Source organism: Shewanella sp. A32, from assembly GCF_029167175.1.
Classification (GTDB): Bacteria; Pseudomonadota; Gammaproteobacteria; order Enterobacterales; family Shewanellaceae; genus Shewanella; species Shewanella yunxiaonensis.
Window position 1 is genome coordinate 156175 of record NZ_JARFTS010000003.1, and the last position, 15683, is coordinate 171857.

The window sequence follows — 15683 nt, forward strand, 5'->3', positions numbered from 1 at the left end:
AGTCGCTTCACTAATGCTGCTGCGATATCCCATACCGATTTCAGCGACCAGTTTTTAGGGACTTGCTTGCTTTTAGGGATGTATTTGTTTTACGAGCCGTGGGCTGACACACAGGGCAAAATACGGTACTGCGTTGACCGAGACGAATTTCAGATAATTCCTTACCACAATGCAAACACGGCTGACCACCGCGACCGTAAACCAGCAACTTCTGTGCAAAATAACCCGGTTTACCATCAGCGTTGACGAAATCCTTAAGAGTGGTACCGCCCTGTTCAATGGCTCGTGCCAAAATCGCTTTGATCTCGGTGACCAGCAGCAGTAACTGCTCGGGTTTAACGGCTGCCGCAGGCAGTTGCGGGTGAATACCCGCAGCGAACAGGGCTTCATTGGCGTAGATATTTCCCACGCCCACCACAACGGCGTTATCCATCAAACACTGTTTAATGGCTTTCGTTTTCCCACGAAGCGCCTGTTGCAGATAAGCAGGGCTGAAGGCATCGGTCAGCGGCTCTGGCCCCAGATGAGACAGCAGCGGATGCGCTTGCTCCGGCAACTGACACCATAGCCAGGCACCAAAACGACGCGGGTCATTAAACCTGAGCACTCGGCCGTTCTCCAGCTCCAGGTCGATATGGTCGTGTTTTGCTGGTGGCGTCGCGCGGGTAAGAATGCGTAAACTGCCAGACATGCCCAAATGTACAATTGCCGTTCCCGCTTCAGTGTCAAGTAACAGGTACTTAGCGCGGCGACGCACGGCACAGATCGTTTGACCCGCAATTTGCTGGGCCAACTCTGGTACCGGCCAGCGCAAACTGCCATTACGAACCACTAATCGACGTACTGTCTGCCCCACTAACCAGGGTTCAATACCACGACGAGTAACCTCAACTTCAGGTAATTCAGGCATAGATAGACAATCTCTTGGAGTTAATGCGATTGGGGCTGAGCATTGAGCAATGGTAACAGTGCGGGGCGTAAACTTGGCGGGATCTGATACCAATTACCCGCAGCAGATTTCAGCAAGCCCGTCTCAGGAAATAACAGCCAGATCTGGGCTTCGCGGTCAGACAACTGCAACAACAGTTCTTGTGGCTTGGCCTTATTATCAGGTGCTGGCGCGGCTAATAGTGGCGATACGCGAATATGTAACCAGCTATCGACCCATTGCTGGCAATTCAACACCTGTGGGTCGCATTGCCATTCACCACGGGCATTGCGCGCCATCCACATCCCGGATAACTGTAACTGCGCCAATTGCGCCTGTGCATCAAACAGCGGTACGGTTTCCTTGGGGGTATCGCGGGTATGTTTGTCCAACAGTGTTAGCAATCCGACCATTACGATTGATGCAATGATCAGGATGTTATTCCACTGTCTGCGCGACAACGCCATATTTGCTACCCCGGAGAAACCTGGCGTCAGTGTAGCACTGACAATACCTTAGCCACCAGTGGCGTTCATAAAACGCAAAATTTGCGGCGCGTCAGGCTGATCAAACTGATGGGAACGCGGCTTGCGTTGCAATGACTCGGCGATGGTTTGCTGCAACAACTCGAGGTCATCCGGATGTTCACGCACCACTTGCCTTAAATCCACCGAGTTTTCGTTACCTAGGCACAATAACAGCCGCCCATCCGCCGTTAACCGTACCCGGTTACATTCATTACAGAAATTGTGGCTATGAGGGGAGATAAAACCGATATGGATATCGCTATCAGGCATCTGAAAATAACGACAAGGGCCACCGGTGCGCCGATTCGACAGCGTCAATGGATAATGTTGCTCAATCGCCTGCTGTACATCATCACTGGACATATAACGTGGCGATTGCCGCTCTGCCATTTCGCCCAACGGCATCTCTTCAATAAACGCGATGTCCAGACCGCGACCACGGCAGAACTCCACCAGCGCCAGGATCTCATCTTCATTGCGTTGTTTGAGGATCACTGCATTGACCTTGATCCGCTCAAACCCGGCATCTAAAGCGGCATCGATTCCAGCGATAACGCGCTCCAGCTTACCAATCCGCGTCAGTTCCTGAAAACGTTCCGGGTTAAGCGTATCGAGGCTGATGTTAAGGCGAGAGAGTCCTGCTGCTTTTAATGCGGGCGCCAGTTTGGTGAGATGCGAGCCGTTGGTTGTCATCGACAGCTCACGTAATCCAGGTAACTGATTTAAGCGTTCAACCAGCTGCGTGACATCACGGCGCATCAGCGGTTCGCCACCGGTCAAGCGGATTTTGGTCACACCCATTTCGGTAAAAGCCTGACAGACATGGGCCATCTCTTCCAGCGACAACACCTGCTGCTTGGGCAAGAATCTGGGATTATCGCCCATGCAATAAACACAGCGAAAATCGCATCTGTCAGTTACGGATAATCGCAGGTATTCAACTTTACGAGAAAAACCATCGCTGAGGCCCATAACAATACCTCACAGCAGCGCGCCAAACGGCAAAATATAAAGCGGCTGACCGGCATCAACTCGCTCATCCTGATCGCCAATGATAGCCAGGCAATTACCTTTAACCATTGAACTGAGCATGCCAGATCCCTGGGAACCGGTAGCCCGCACATGCAGCTGACCATCATTACCCAGGGTAGCGATTGCCCGACTGAATTCAGTGCGGCCCTGACGGCTTTTAAAGGTTTCATCTGCAATCGCTGGCAATAATTGCGGCTGCCAATGCTGCTCGCCGGCAAGCTTACGCAATGCTGGTTGCACAAACATCAGGAACACCACCATGGTCGCCACCGGATTACCGGGTAAGCCAAAGAACAGGGCATCGTTCACTTTGCCAAATGCCAATGGGCGCCCCGGGCGCATATTGATACGCCAGAAGTGAATTTCACCAATCGCCGCCAGCACTTTTTTGATGTAATCGGCGTTGCCCACTGATACACCGCCAGAGCTAATCACCATATCGGCTTTAGCTGCAGCCCCGGCAAGAGCAGCCGTAAGCGCGGCTTCAGAATCTTCAATAATGCCCAGATCAATAACATCGCATCCTAATCGCTTCGCCATTGCCTTAATGGTGTAGCGGTTGGAGTCATAAATACAGTTTGGTTTCAGTTCGCTCCCCGGCTGACACACCTCATCGCCAGAAGAAAACACGGCAACCACTGGACGACGCACCGCAGTAATTTCAGCAAACCCGAGCGAAGCCAATAGCCCCTGTTCTGCAGCTCCGAGCCGACTGCCCGCGGGCAGGGCAACTGCGCCTTCGGCGATATCTTCACCGGCCAGCCGCACGTTCTGACCCAATTTCATTTTGCCGGAAAAACTCACATAACCAGCGGTCTCATCGGCCAGTTCCCGCGGCTGCACCGCATTAGCGCCTCGCGGTAGCGGCGCACCCGTCATGATACGAACCGCTTCGCCTGGCTGTAGCTCAGCGTCATAACTGTGACCGGCTAATACCTCACCCTTCACGACAAAACGCTCAGGCAGCGGCTCCTGATAGACAAAGGCATAGCCATCCATCGCGGAATTGGTCTGTTGCGGCACGTTAACCGGGGAGATGGCATCCCGCGCGAGAATACGGTTATCACTATCATCCAGCGCCAGCGGTTCGACAGCCGTAATCGGCTGCACTTGTGCCAGGATGTTATCAATCCCCTGACGTACTGACAGATTGTCACCATCACCGGTTTCACAGGCGTCCAGAGGCAACGATTTGCTTTTGGGTATTTCGGGCTGCCATTCGGCGGCATACTGCAAGACGAAATCCGCAATCTGCGCGATATTGTTAATATCCAGTCGCGGGATTTGTGCTGGCAACTCGGTATCGGCACAGCAGGCAACCGCCAGAATGTTAGGATCCTCGGTATAGATAAACGGCTTACCTAATGCTGCGCGATGCAATTCAATTTTGGGCAGTGCCAGTTTTTTAAAGCCTTCCACTAACACCAGATCAGCTTTATCGGCTTCCAACTGTTGCAGCAGATGCACTAAGTCAGGGTCAGACTCCTGCGGATCTTCTGTCATCAAGGCCCAACGCACATGTGATGCCACCAGCATCTGCCGGGCACCGGCTTTGCGCATCTCGTAGCTGTCTTTGCCAGGAATATCCACATCGAAATTATGATGGGCATGTTTGAGCACCGCCAAGCGCAGTCCACGTTGGTTAAGTACGGGTATCAGCTGCTTCAGCAAAGTGGTTTTGCCGGTGCCGCTGTATGCACAAAACCCCAAAACAGGAATGGGAAGCGGGTTATGAAAAACGGTGCTCATATAAACCTCTTAAGCTTTTGATATCACCTCAGCCAACTGCTGTTTCTGTTCATGCGTGTTGACATTGACAAAGGCGTTGGGCTGATCAGCAAACGATACTCTGGCCACGTTAAATTCGTCATACCAGCTCTCAACTCGGCGCTGGCCAGTTTCCAGATACGTCTTTAGCGATTGCTGTAATTCGGGCTTTAACAGCATCACCACCGAATGATCGCGTTCGCCATCAGTGGCGACCGCCAAATCAGCATTTGCGGCCAGTAACTGCTGTTGCATGCGGGATACTAAATCCAAGGGTAACAGCGGACAATCGCATGGCACCACCAGCATCAGCGATGATTGGCATTCAGCCAGACCACTGTAGATCCCCGCCAACGGGCCGAGAAAACCTTCCAGCTGATCGGCAAAGACGTCCAAACCGAGCTCAGCATACCTGTCCTGATTTTTATTGGCGTTGATCCGTATCTTATTTACTTGATCTTTAAGTCGGCCAATAACATGAGCAATCATGGGTTTGCCCAATAACTCAATCAATCCCTTGTCTTCACCACCCATTCGCCTTGCCAGTCCACCAGCAAGGATTATTGCTTCAATCTGCTGCGACATGATGTCTGTTCAACTCCACGGGGGTACCCGGAATAAATAATTGGGAAGTTGTAATTGTTTGTGACTCAATCAGCCAGCGCTCATTGCATAACCGAATTAACTCAGAGTCCTGATGACTGCTGAGCAACAGTCCGGTACCCTGATTTTTCAGCTCTTCAATCATGCTGAAGACCAGTTGCTGTGACACCTTATCCATATTGGAAATGGGTTCATCGAGCATCAGCAATACCGGTTTTAATAACCATGCACGAGCTAACGCCAGTCGTTGCCGTTCCCCTCCGGAAAGAGTCGCTGCATTCGCTTTTAACAAGTCACCTAACTGCGCCAGTTCAATTGCCGACGACATCCGTTGCCGTTGTTCTGCAGCAGACAACACGCTATAGCGTTGAGCCAATTTCAGATTGTAGCTGACATTGCCCTCAAACAGGTAGGGATGCTGGTGCAAATACAACGCTTTGCCCAGCAAAGAATCTTTACGCCAGCGTGAAATTTCGCCAAAGTCTTCAGCACGGATTTGCCCTTGAGTGGGTGGCATTAATCCGGCGAGCAGTTTCATCAGCGTGGTTTTGCCGGAACCATTGTCCCCTTGCAGAAAGATCACATCTTGCTTGCTGAAACACAATTGCGGCGCGGTAAACAGTAACCGTTCACCAAAGTACACCGCTATGTCACTGGCGATAATTCTGCACATATTACATCCTAATGACTTCGAGGCTGGGCAGCCCCGCGCAATATACCCAACATAAAATTCAGGATCAGAGCCAGGATCAGCAACACCAACCCTAACGCTATTGCCTGAGCAAAATCACCTTTACTGGTTTCCAGAGCAATGGCGGTGGGAATATTGCGGGTAACGTGATCAATGTTACCACCGACCATCATCGAACAGCCCACTTCAGTGACAATCCGCGAAAATGCCGCGATTATCGCCATCAGTAATGGTACTCGCAATTCCCGGCAGATAATCCATACGGCGCCTAACCAACTGGCACCCAAGGTACGACAAGTTTCCCAGGCGCGCTTATCGACACTGGTGAACGCTGCATGACTCATAGCAATCAGCACTGGCGCACAGATCATCATCTGGCCCAAGATCATCCCTTTTTGAGTAAATAACCAGCGCAGATCACCCAGCGTGCCATTGCGGGTCAGCAGCAGATAGACCAACAAACCTATGACCACAGTGGGTATTGACTGTAGCGTCTGCACTAAGTTGATCACTATCCAATGGCCACGAAAGCGGCTAAATGCCAAGGTAAAGCCCAGGACAAGCGACGGGATCAGCGTGATGAGAAGTGCCGCGAACGACACGGAGAAGGAAACAGAAATAATGGACCAGACTTCCGGGTCCAGCGTAAACAGCAGGCGAAACGCCTGCTGTATCAGGGCTAGCCAGCCTTCTGTCATTTGTGATAAGTGGCTTTAAACAGCTGCTGTCCTTGCACTTCAAAACCATTGATCAACTGTTGACCTTTGTCGCTGATCAGCCAGTCACTGAACGCACGCGCACCTTTGTGGTTCAGATCTGGATATTTCTTAGGATTGATCAGGATAACCTGGTAAGGGTTGGCTAAGGTCTTGCCGCCATCAAAATCCACTTGCAGATCCAGTTTACCTTTATACGCGATATAGGTACCACGGTCAGACAGTGTATAAGCCTGCATTTCGTTGGCCATCAACAAAGTTTTGCCCATGCCTTGGCCAATAGACTTGTAACCGGCAAAATCTGGAGTCACGTTAGCCGCTTTCCAGATCAGAATTTCTTTTTTGTTGGTACCGGAATCATCACCACGAGAAATGAAAGGAATGCCGGATTTGGCAATCTTGGTGAAGGCTTCTTCAGCGGTCTTGCTGGCGAGGATCTTGGCAGGGTCATTTTTTGGCCCTAACACTACGAAATCATTTTCCATAATGCCACGTGGCTCTACACCGAAACCATCTTCAACAAATTTTGCTTCGGCCTTAGGAGCGTGGGTCATCACCAGATCCACATCACCCTGGGTTCCCAGTTTCAATGCTTTACCCGTACCAGTTGCAATAACCTGCACTTGATAACCGGTGTCTGCTTCAAACTTTGGCAGCAGATAACCCAGCAAACCTGAGTTTTCGGTACTAGTAGTGGTCGCCAGTTTGATAACTTTTGTATCCTGGGCGTACGCAGTGACGTTTAACAGCATCCCTGCAGCAGCAACAAACCCCATCAGTTGCTTCAGTTTCAACATAATTGCTCCTTGAACATTAGTGACTAGGTCTCCACATCCTGAGAGAAAAACCCTTCTATTTTTATTTCTGCCGGTTGAAGCAATAAGAATGCCAGCACCAACTTTGTGCAATTTTCAATCGGAACTGTGCAAGCAATGTGAACTTTATCACATGCTTATTAAAAACCAGCCAGACAATTTGTCACACACAGGCTTTTATATGGCCCATACTGACCTATTTATGCAACATCAATGCTAGAATGTTACGCTTCTGAGTCAAAATGTCTTGCCGAATAATTCTATGAGCCAAATTGATCCACCATTAAAACCACTGCCATCCGCCGTATCGGTACTGATTGTCGACGATGAACCCGGCATGCGCAGTTTCCTGAGCAAGGCGTTAACCAAAAAATTCGCGTTGGTCGAGACCGCTGCCAGCATTGAAGATGCTGAAAATTTGCGCAGTCGCTGCCATTTCGATCTGCTGATTGTGGACATTCGCCTGCCGGGACGCTCGGGTATTGAGTGGCGCGAAGCCTTGGATGATCAGGATCGCCGTTCTGACATCATCTTTATGACTGGCTATGCCGATATGGATGTTGCCATTCAGGCACTGCGGGCAGGTGCCTCCGATTTTATCCTTAAGCCATTCCATCTGGATCAGATGATGAAGTCGGTGGATCGCTGTATAGAGCGACGCTTGTTGAAACGGGAAAACCTGATGCTACGGCGTGAGGTATCCATCGGTTATTCCTCCTCAATTATCGGCAATAGCAATGCCATGAAAGAGGTGAAGCGCATCATTGAACGCGTTGCCCCCACTAACTCGGTCATCCTAATTGAGGGCGAATCCGGCACGGGTAAAGAGCTGGTCGCCAGACAATTGCATATGCTTAGTGGTCGCCAAGGCCCTTTCGTGCCAGTTAACTGTGGCGCGATTGCGCCAGAGTTGCTAGAAAGTGAGCTATTTGGCCATACTGCGGGGTCGTTTACCGGTGCCAAAGGCAACCGCGAAGGGCTGTTTAGTTTTGCCTCCGGCGGCACCATCTTCCTTGACGAAATTGGCGAAATGCCACTCAAAATGCAAACGTCACTGCTACGAGTACTCGAACAGAAATCGATTCGACCCGTTGGCAGTGAAAAGGAAGTGGCGATTGATGTGCGAGTGATCGCGGCCACAAACCGTAAACTGGCTGAAGAGGTTGAAGCTGGCGAGTTTCGGCGAGATCTGTTTTACCGGCTCAACGTGTTGAATATTGTGATCCCACCATTGCGTGATCGTCCGGAAGACGTCGTGGAGTTAACCCACCACTTCACCCGCCAGTTAGGCACTGAGCTGGGAGTGCGCGAAGTGGTGTGGAGTCACGAAGATTTGCTCAAGTTGCAACAATATGCCTGGCCAGGAAATATTCGTGAATTACGCAATATGATTGAACGTTGCTTATTGTTAGGGAAGCCACCAGCAGAATACTGGAAGGAATTGCCCAAATTGGAGCAGCCGGTACAAACGGGTTACCCGTTAGATTGGACCTTAAAAGACGTAGAACGTGACCATGTTACCGCGGTGGTAGATGCTAACGACGGCAATAAATCAGCCGCCGCTCGCGTCCTGGGTGTATCCCGTAAGACGCTCGACCGTAAATATAAAGAATGGTTCGATACCGATCCCGAGGCGGAGGATTAAGTGTCCCTGTTTCAACGCATCTTTGGTGTAACCTGGCGTCAAATGCAGGCCAAGGTGCGTTATCGCATCCTGATCCTGACGCTGCTGCCTATCCTGCTGACGCTGGTAAGCCTGGTATTTATTACTATCTACTGGAATATCAGCTACACCGGCAAGCAGCTCTTTATGAAGGTGAAGGCTGATCTTACCGTTGCAATAAATACCCTATCTTCAGTGCAGGACCATCAGGAAAAGCAGCTAGAAAGAGTGATGCATTCCTATGAATTCCAGAATGGATTTCGAGCCTTAGAAGCCGGGGATGAACAGCAACTGCAAAACATTCGGGAATTTTTGCTACAGCAACAAAAGCTGCTCAATCTGGATTTTCTGCGATTGGTGACGATTGACAATGTCGCCGGAGATCCACAACTGCGACAGATGTTGCCCAGAATAATCGGCCATCAGGCCTATTCGGGACTGATGGTACTAGGCGTTTCTGATCTTACCCGTATTGATAGCCAATTAGCACAACGGGCACGGATATCGGTCATCGCCACCCCTAGAGCACAACCGCCCAAAGAAGCCGAAGAAACGCATGGATTATTGAGCCGCAGCCTACTACCAGTGCCAGATGCGCGGGGTCATGTCAGTTGGTATCTGGATGGTGGCACCCTGATCAACGGTGATACCCGCATTGTCGACCACATCCGGGATCTGGTTTATGACAAAGGGACCTTACCGGAACACTCGATTGGCACAGTAACTATCTTCCTCGACAATATTCGCATCAGCACTAACGTACCCTTGAGCATTGGCCCTGGACGCGACAAATATGAGGGACGGGCACTGGGCACCTTGGTCTCAGAGGAAGTTAAAGAGAAGGTTTTAGATCAAGGTAAGCTGTGGATTGACCGCGCATTTGTGTATAACGACTGGTTTATCTCCGCTTATGCACCGCTGGAGGATATTCGCGGCCAACGGATTGGAATGATTTACAGTGGTTTTTCCGAAGCCCCATTTATCCATAACTATCTGCTAAATATCATTGAGCTTGGCACCATTCTGATGCTGGTACTGCTGATCTCCGGCATGCTGGTATATCGTGGCGCCTACAGTTTATTGCTGCCTATCGAACGAATTCATCATGTGGTGAATGCGGTACAATCCGGTCGTAATCTGCGCATTGGGGCCCTTGGGCTGGATCGAGACAACGAGCTGGCGAATCTGGCAGAACAGTTTGATCGCATGCTGGATCTGCTACAACATCGCAATGCACAAATTCAAGCCGCCGCCGAACAGTTGGAGATGAAGGTAGAAGAACGTACGCGCAGTCTGCAGGAAAAAACCGAAGAACTGCAACAGAACGTCAAACTGCTCAATGAAACCCGCCATCAATTGGTCACTAACGAAAAACTGACGGCGTTGGGTGAATTAACTGCGGGCATCGCTCATGAAATTAACAACCCAACGGCAGTGATCCTGGGAAACATGGAATTGTTACGCTATGAACTGGGTGACAATGCCACAGCAGTGCAAGAAGAAATCGATCTGATTATCCAGCAAGTCGGTCGGATCAGCACCATCATACGCAGTCTGTTACAGTACAGTCGTCCTGGAGAATTCAACGCCCCATTGGAGATCCAGCAGCTCACCCCCATTATTGAAGAGATGCAGTTGCTGGTGCGCCACTCGCTAGGTAAGCAAGAAGTGGTGTTGCTACCAGAGTTAAATGCGTCACAATCGGTAGAGGTGAATCGTCCACAACTGTTGCAGGTATTGATCAATATGGTGATGAATGCCGCACATGCAATGGACGGCAAAGGACGGATTTGGCTGCGTACCTATGATTGGGTGGTTCAGGACGAGACCATCGGTGCCAAAATAGAGATTGAAGATGAAGGCCGAGGCATTCCTGCCGATCAAATTGGCCGTATCTTCGACCCGTTCTACACCACCCGTAAAGATGGTACAGGACTGGGCTTATCGCTGAGTTATGGCATTATTAACCGCCTCGGTGGCACCATCAATGTCAGCTCAACAGTAAACAAAGGCACCATCTTTACGATTAGCCTGTATGCACGAGCCAAGGAACCCTTCAACCCGCCAAATGTTGACTTGCTCTTTGACCAAAAGGACGATATCTCACCTAGCGCCTGACAAAAAGGCAAAAAAAGACCGGGTAATTAACCCGGCCACAAAGAGTGTGTGAGCAATGTCGTGCTGTCAAACTCAGGAACGCCATAATGCAAAGCCATTACCACAAAACTTATCATTAAGGGTGAGTTTTGGAACGCACATTAATAGTAATAATTCTCATTTAGATTTGCAACTATTTTTTGATACTTTCCTGCTTTTTTCTCAGAGCCGGTTGTCGCCGACGCTGCAAGCAAGAATGCGGCTTATCTGCGCCATGCTACGACCACTGCTCTGTTGCCAATGGTTAAATACCGCCTGCACCTCATTCAACCCGCTTTGTGAGGTAAAACTGGCATCCACCAACTGGTGCGCTTTCAGGTAGCCTTTCACATCTTCCGTTAACAGGAAGGTATCCTTGCCGATACTGCGTAAAAAATAGGGACCGGTATTTCCCCCGAGTCTGGCACCCCGCTGCTTTAACTGCTGCCATAAACCGGTAATCTCCTCCACCGGCCATAACGCAATGTAGCGCGCCAGACTGCCGTGCTCTTGGGCAATTTCGCGGGTCATCAGCGCATTTTCATAGATAGCCTGTGTTTTTTTCAGATGACGGATAAGGGCCGGATCTTCAGCACGCTGCTGGATCTGCTCTGGCGACAACATCAATACTTTCAATGGGTCAAACTCAAAAAAGGCCTTCTGGTATTGTGGCCATTTTTGCTCCACCACTTTCCAGACAAACCCACTCTGGAATACTTGTTTACTCATGGCTGACAACAGTTCAGCATCGGAATACTGCATTAACTCGTCCTGACTCAGCACTTCCGGAAGCAGACTCTCCAGCCGTTCATTTCCCCCCTTGCGTTCACTGGCTCGGGCGTATATCTCTTCAAACGCTTCAGGTTTATTCATGGCTTGCGTCCCTACGTAAACAACAAATTCTGTGCGCTAAACGCTCTGCGCAACCTAGTCGTATTATCTGATTATGCTTCACTTATAGTTTTGTTTATCCTGGCAAACCAAGCAAATTTATCGCCATTAATGAACGTGATCATCTGCAACTATTAGGCAAAAAGCGGCTACCAAATAAACCCGCAAATGCGAACGATCGATTCACCAGCTAAAAGCGATTTGTCATCGCACCGAATATCCCGGTGTTTGAACGGACGTTAAAGGTTTTTTACGCGCCTCACTAGGCAAATAGCTCATACCCGCTACAGTTAAAGTGACGCAATTTTCGGAGTCGCGCCATGGAGCTTTTCTACTATCCCCTGTTACGCCACTCGCAAAAAGTACTGCTGGCCATGTTTGAAAAACAGCTTAATTTCTTGCCACGGGTGACCGACTTACATGATCCGTTGCAGCGTCGCATGTTTTCGGAACAGTATCCGCTTTGCCGACTGCCATTACTGATCTGTGCCGATGGCACCGCATTACCCGAATCTAGCATCATCATTGAATACCTGGATCAACTGGCTCATGGCGGTACCAGGTTATTGCCGGAAGAACCCGCGCAGCAATTGCAGTGTCGACTTTACGACCGCCTCATCGATAACTATTTGAGCTATCCCTTGTATCAATTAGAACAACAACGGCGGTTACCCAAAGAGCTGCAACAACCCCTCCTACAACGCCAGCTGGAAAATCGTATTCAGCTGATGCTGACAAAAATAGAACAACAGTTAGAACAACATCACTGGTTATGTAGTGACAGTCTTACTTTGGCCGATTGCGCACTGATCCCCAGTCTGGCGGCGTTACCCGACCGCTTTAATTTGCTGGATTTTCCTGCCTTAGGCAGTTACTGGTTACACGCGCAATTACGCGGCTCGTGGATGCTGGTGCAAGATGAAGTGGAGCAAACGTTACAGCAAGCGCAAACTGGTCAGCGTACCAGCTAAGCCGATATTGTTACTGGTTCTGCTGCTTTTTAGCCTGAAGCAGTTGCTTCCAGGCCAGCACATCTGCTGCTAACGCTGGTGCTTCGCCCTGAAATGCCGCAGCTTGTAACAATTCTGCGGTGGTAATTTTACGGCCTTTGCAAACGAATAAGCCTCTGACGTTGGCTATCGCATGTAATCCTCGCTGGCTGACAAACCGCTGTTCAATATAAAAATACTTGTCGTCCCAGCCAAGCAACCGGGTATCGATATTAAATTTATGTAATGGTTTGATATCACGAATAAATGTGAATTCTGATGCGTTGACAACTGGCAACCATTTCCGTTGTAAAAACGGCTTTAATAAACCCATTTCGCTAAGCATGTAGGTACGAGCTAAATCCATTAGCGCGGGATACCGCGCATTAGTGAGGTGCAGGTTAATATCACAATCAGTGGGCCACGCCCGAAACTCCAGGCGGGAGACATCCAGAAAATCAATCGTACGCGCACGGCGCATGCGCCAGAACAATAGCCAGAACATCCGGAAATACAGATTCATCAACTTGGCTCTATCAACTCGATTGCTCTCAGGCTAGCAGAGGTCATACCAGTCAACAAGCATTAACTAAAACACGAAAGGCGCCATCAGGCGCCTTCCATTGAGTAAACGCCTGGCGTTACTTAGGCAGCGATTCCGGAATGACGCAACAATGCATCAATCGTAGGTTCGCGACCGCGGAAACGCACGAACAGTGCCATAGGGTCTTCTGAACCGCCTTTTTCCAGAATGTTGTGCAGAAAATCGCGCCCAGTCTGTTCGTTGAACACCCCGTCCTCTTCAAAACGGGAAAACGCGTCGGCTGATAGCACTTCGGCCCATTTATAGCTGTAATATCCGGCTGCATAACCACCAGCAAATATATGGGAAAAGCCATGCTGGAAACGGTTAAATTCTGGCGGGATCATCACGGCAACCTGACGCCGCACTTCATCGAGCATTTCCTGAATATGAGCGCCCTTGGCCGGATCATATTCATGATGCAAACGGAAATCGAACAGCGCAAACTCCAACTGCCGCATCATCATCATGCCGGACTGGAAATTCTTGGCGGCCAGCATCTTGTCCAGCATCGCTTTGGGCAGTGGTTCACCGGTTTGGTAATGACCCGAGATCTCGCCCAACGCTTCTGCTGACCAGCACCAGTTTTCCATAAACTGGCTTGGTAACTCCACGGCATCCCAAGGCACGCCATTGATCCCGGCCACCCCACCAACATCAACCTTCGTGAGCATATGATGAATACCGTGGCCAAATTCGTGGAACAGGGTGGTCACTTCATCATGTGTAAACAACGCCGGTTTATCTCCCACCGGACGGTTAAAATTACAGGTAAGGTAAGCCACGGGTCGTTGCAGCCCATGACTGGTCATGCGACGGCCTCGGCAGTCATCCATCCAGGCACCACCGCGTTTACCTTCACGGGCATACAAGTCGAGGTAAAAGCTGCCACGATGCTCGCCCGTTTCATCAATCAACTTGAAAAAGCGTACATCCTTATGCCAGCTGTCAAAACCCGTTTGCTCCTGTACATCCATGCCATACAAACGTTTGACAGTATAAAACAGTCCATGTAATACCCGATCTTCCGGGAAATAAGGACGCAGCTGTTCTTGCGATATTTCGTATTTATGTTGTTTCAGTTTCTCGGCATAGTAGCTGAGATCCCAAGCTGCCAGTTCAGTGACGCCGTAGTGCGTTTTGGCAAACTCCTGCAACTCTGCCAGTTCGGCCTTGGCCTGCGGTTTAGAGCGCAGTGCCAGCTCGTTCAAAAACTCAATCACCTGAGCCGGTGATTCGGCCATTTTGGTCGCCAGCGATTTTTCGGCAAAGGTATCAAAACCCAACAACTGCGCCAGTTCATAACGCAGTCCCAGAATTTCGTTCATCAACGGACCATTATCAAACTTACCGGCGTTGGGCCCCTGGTCAGAGGCGCGGGTAACAAAAGCACGATAACATTCTTCCGGTAACGCGCGATTGTCGCTGTACATCATCACCGGCAGATAGGACGGATAATCCAATGTAAACAACCAGCCCTGTTGCTCTTTGGCTTCCGCCATGGCTTTGGCAGCATCTTTGGCCGACTCGGGCAATCCTGCAAGTTCAGCTTCATCGGTGATCAATTTATGCCAGGCATGGGTGGCATCCAGCAACTGGTTGGAAAACTTACTGGTGAGCTCTGACATGCGCTTTACAATCTCGCCATAACGCGCCTTTTGCTCAGCTTCCAAACCAATACCAGATAATTCAAAGTCGCGCAGACTATGTTCAATTACCGTTTTCTGTGCTTGCGTTAGTGTCTCAAATGCATCGGCCTCATGTAGCGATTTATAGGCTTCATAGAGTCCCTGATGCTGACCAACATAAGTGCCATATTCTGACAACAGTGGCAGACAGGCATCATGCGCCGCACGCCAAGTTTCGTTGCTGACCACCGCATTCATGTGGGAAATCGGTGACCATATCTGGCTCAGTTCATCATCCACTTGCTCTAACGGTGCAACAAGATTGTCCCAAGTATAAGGACCACTACTGGCCAGCACCTCGTCAATTTTACTGCGGCACTTAGCGATAGCGTGTTCTACCGCTGGCTGAATATGTTCCGGCTTGATACTGGAAAACGGCGGTAATTCATTAGCTTGCAGTAAAGGGTTGGTCATTATCAGTCCTTAGTGAAAATTACACAAAGCAATGCCTCTATAGATAAGGCCTCTGCTGTGCTTTATCAAGCCAAATTCACTTAATTACCTGACCACTTAACAGGGAACAACGCTAACGTCGCTGAGCCATATCACAATCTGTTGCATTATTGACCATCCAATCGCATTAATGCGTTTACGATCATAAATACGACTAGTTATCATTTACAGTAATAATTGTATTTGTAGAATGAGGCAAAA

14 protein-coding genes are annotated in these 15683 nt (G+C 49.8%); 3 read left to right on the plus strand and 11 right to left on the minus strand.

Annotated features, from left to right (window positions below; translation table 11 throughout):
* Positions 1 to 40: 40 nt before the first annotated feature.
* From mutM to PY479_RS04070, 8 genes are read right to left on the minus strand one after another with little or no spacing between them, the layout of a single operon-like run.
* The gene (mutM, locus tag PY479_RS04035) at positions 41 to 910 is read right to left on the minus strand and encodes a bifunctional DNA-formamidopyrimidine glycosylase/DNA-(apurinic or apyrimidinic site) lyase (RefSeq protein ID WP_212594851.1); all 870 of its coding nucleotides are present in this window, start codon (positions 908 to 910) and stop codon (positions 41 to 43) included.
* A gap of 20 nt (positions 911 to 930) precedes the next feature.
* A complete protein-coding gene (locus PY479_RS04040; RefSeq protein ID WP_212594852.1) occupies positions 931 to 1395 on the minus strand; it encodes a hypothetical protein in 465 nt (154 codons plus the stop codon).
* 48 nt (positions 1396 to 1443) lie between these two features.
* Entirely contained in the window at positions 1444 to 2427 is a 984-nt protein-coding gene (gene moaA, locus PY479_RS04045) for a GTP 3',8-cyclase MoaA (RefSeq protein WP_212594853.1), read from the minus strand.
* 9 nt (positions 2428 to 2436) lie between these two features.
* Positions 2437 to 4236 carry a bifunctional molybdopterin-guanine dinucleotide biosynthesis adaptor protein MobB/molybdopterin molybdotransferase MoeA gene (locus tag PY479_RS04050; protein WP_212594854.1) on the minus strand — a complete coding sequence of 600 codons (1800 nt, stop codon included), beginning with the start codon at positions 4234 to 4236 and terminating at the stop codon, positions 2437 to 2439.
* Positions 4237 to 4245: 9 nt separating this feature from the next.
* Positions 4246 to 4839, minus strand: a complete 594-nt coding sequence (gene mobA / locus PY479_RS04055) for a molybdenum cofactor guanylyltransferase MobA (RefSeq protein ID WP_275482957.1) — start codon at positions 4837 to 4839, stop codon at positions 4246 to 4248.
* Positions 4823 to 5530, minus strand: coding sequence for an energy-coupling factor ABC transporter ATP-binding protein (locus PY479_RS04060; protein WP_275482958.1), 708 nt, complete (start codon positions 5528 to 5530; stop codon positions 4823 to 4825). The genes mobA and PY479_RS04060 overlap by 17 nt, the downstream gene beginning before the upstream one ends.
* An 8-nt stretch (positions 5531 to 5538) precedes the next feature.
* Positions 5539 to 6246 carry an ABC transporter permease gene (locus PY479_RS04065; protein ID WP_212594857.1) on the minus strand — a complete coding sequence of 236 codons (708 nt, stop codon included), beginning with the start codon at positions 6244 to 6246 and terminating at the stop codon, positions 5539 to 5541.
* Positions 6243 to 7061 carry a substrate-binding domain-containing protein gene (locus PY479_RS04070; protein WP_275482959.1) on the minus strand — a complete coding sequence of 273 codons (819 nt, stop codon included), beginning with the start codon at positions 7059 to 7061 and terminating at the stop codon, positions 6243 to 6245. Before PY479_RS04070 ends, PY479_RS04065 begins: the two co-directional genes overlap by 4 nt.
* Before the next feature lie 280 nt (positions 7062 to 7341).
* Between PY479_RS04070 and PY479_RS04075 the strand changes: the two genes are divergently transcribed.
* Entirely contained in the window at positions 7342 to 8724 is a 1383-nt protein-coding gene (locus tag PY479_RS04075) for a sigma-54 dependent transcriptional regulator (protein WP_212594859.1), read from the plus strand.
* Positions 8725 to 8766: 42 nt separating this feature from the next.
* Positions 8767 to 10860 (plus strand): HAMP domain-containing sensor histidine kinase, encoded by a 2094-nt coding sequence (locus PY479_RS04080; RefSeq protein WP_275483004.1) that lies wholly within the window; start codon positions 8767 to 8769, stop codon positions 10858 to 10860.
* A gap of 201 nt (positions 10861 to 11061) precedes the next feature.
* Here PY479_RS04080 and PY479_RS04085 read toward each other — a convergent pair whose 3' ends face one another.
* Positions 11062 to 11751 carry a DNA-3-methyladenine glycosylase I gene (locus PY479_RS04085; protein WP_212594860.1) on the minus strand — a complete coding sequence of 230 codons (690 nt, stop codon included), beginning with the start codon at positions 11749 to 11751 and terminating at the stop codon, positions 11062 to 11064.
* A 338-nt stretch (positions 11752 to 12089) separates the two neighbouring features.
* On the opposite strand from PY479_RS04085, the gene PY479_RS04090 reads away from it, so the two are divergent.
* The gene (locus PY479_RS04090) at positions 12090 to 12740 is read left to right on the plus strand and encodes a glutathione S-transferase family protein (RefSeq protein ID WP_212594861.1); all 651 of its coding nucleotides are present in this window, start codon (positions 12090 to 12092) and stop codon (positions 12738 to 12740) included.
* Positions 12741 to 12750: 10 nt separating this feature from the next.
* Here PY479_RS04090 and PY479_RS04095 read toward each other — a convergent pair whose 3' ends face one another.
* Both PY479_RS04095 and prlC read right to left on the minus strand, forming a co-directional pair.
* Positions 12751 to 13281 carry a thioesterase family protein gene (locus PY479_RS04095; RefSeq protein WP_275482960.1) on the minus strand — a complete coding sequence of 177 codons (531 nt, stop codon included), beginning with the start codon at positions 13279 to 13281 and terminating at the stop codon, positions 12751 to 12753.
* A 122-nt stretch (positions 13282 to 13403) separates the two neighbouring features.
* Entirely contained in the window at positions 13404 to 15443 is a 2040-nt protein-coding gene (gene prlC / locus PY479_RS04100; RefSeq protein WP_275482961.1) for an oligopeptidase A, read from the minus strand.
* Positions 15444 to 15683 lie beyond the last annotated feature (240 nt).

What these genes read in the sequence shown, in the direction of transcription:
- mutM (WP_212594851.1), bottom strand. Translation starts at nt 910, where the DNA reads ATGCCTGAATTACCTGAAGTTGAGGTTACTCGTCGTGGTATTGAACCC.
- PY479_RS04040 (WP_212594852.1), bottom strand. Translation starts at nt 1,395, where the DNA reads ATGGCGTTGTCGCGCAGACAGTGGAATAACATCCTGATCATTGCATCA.
- moaA (WP_212594853.1), bottom strand. Translation starts at nt 2,427, where the DNA reads ATGGGCCTCAGCGATGGTTTTTCTCGTAAAGTTGAATACCTGCGATTA.
- PY479_RS04050 (WP_212594854.1), bottom strand. Translation starts at nt 4,236, where the DNA reads ATGAGCACCGTTTTTCATAACCCGCTTCCCATTCCTGTTTTGGGGTTT.
- mobA (WP_275482957.1), bottom strand. Translation starts at nt 4,839, where the DNA reads ATGTCGCAGCAGATTGAAGCAATAATCCTTGCTGGTGGACTGGCAAGG.
- PY479_RS04060 (WP_275482958.1), bottom strand. Translation starts at nt 5,530, where the DNA reads ATGTGCAGAATTATCGCCAGTGACATAGCGGTGTACTTTGGTGAACGG.
- PY479_RS04065 (WP_212594857.1), bottom strand. Translation starts at nt 6,246, where the DNA reads ATGACAGAAGGCTGGCTAGCCCTGATACAGCAGGCGTTTCGCCTGCTG.
- PY479_RS04070 (WP_275482959.1), bottom strand. Translation starts at nt 7,061, where the DNA reads ATGTTGAAACTGAAGCAACTGATGGGGTTTGTTGCTGCTGCAGGGATG.
- PY479_RS04075 (WP_212594859.1), top strand. Translation starts at nt 7,342, where the DNA reads ATGAGCCAAATTGATCCACCATTAAAACCACTGCCATCCGCCGTATCG.
- PY479_RS04080 (WP_275483004.1), top strand. Translation starts at nt 8,767, where the DNA reads ATGCAGGCCAAGGTGCGTTATCGCATCCTGATCCTGACGCTGCTGCCT.
- PY479_RS04085 (WP_212594860.1), bottom strand. Translation starts at nt 11,751, where the DNA reads ATGAATAAACCTGAAGCGTTTGAAGAGATATACGCCCGAGCCAGTGAA.
- PY479_RS04090 (WP_212594861.1), top strand. Translation starts at nt 12,090, where the DNA reads ATGGAGCTTTTCTACTATCCCCTGTTACGCCACTCGCAAAAAGTACTG.
- PY479_RS04095 (WP_275482960.1), bottom strand. Translation starts at nt 13,281, where the DNA reads ATGAATCTGTATTTCCGGATGTTCTGGCTATTGTTCTGGCGCATGCGC.
- prlC (WP_275482961.1), bottom strand. Translation starts at nt 15,443, where the DNA reads ATGACCAACCCTTTACTGCAAGCTAATGAATTACCGCCGTTTTCCAGT.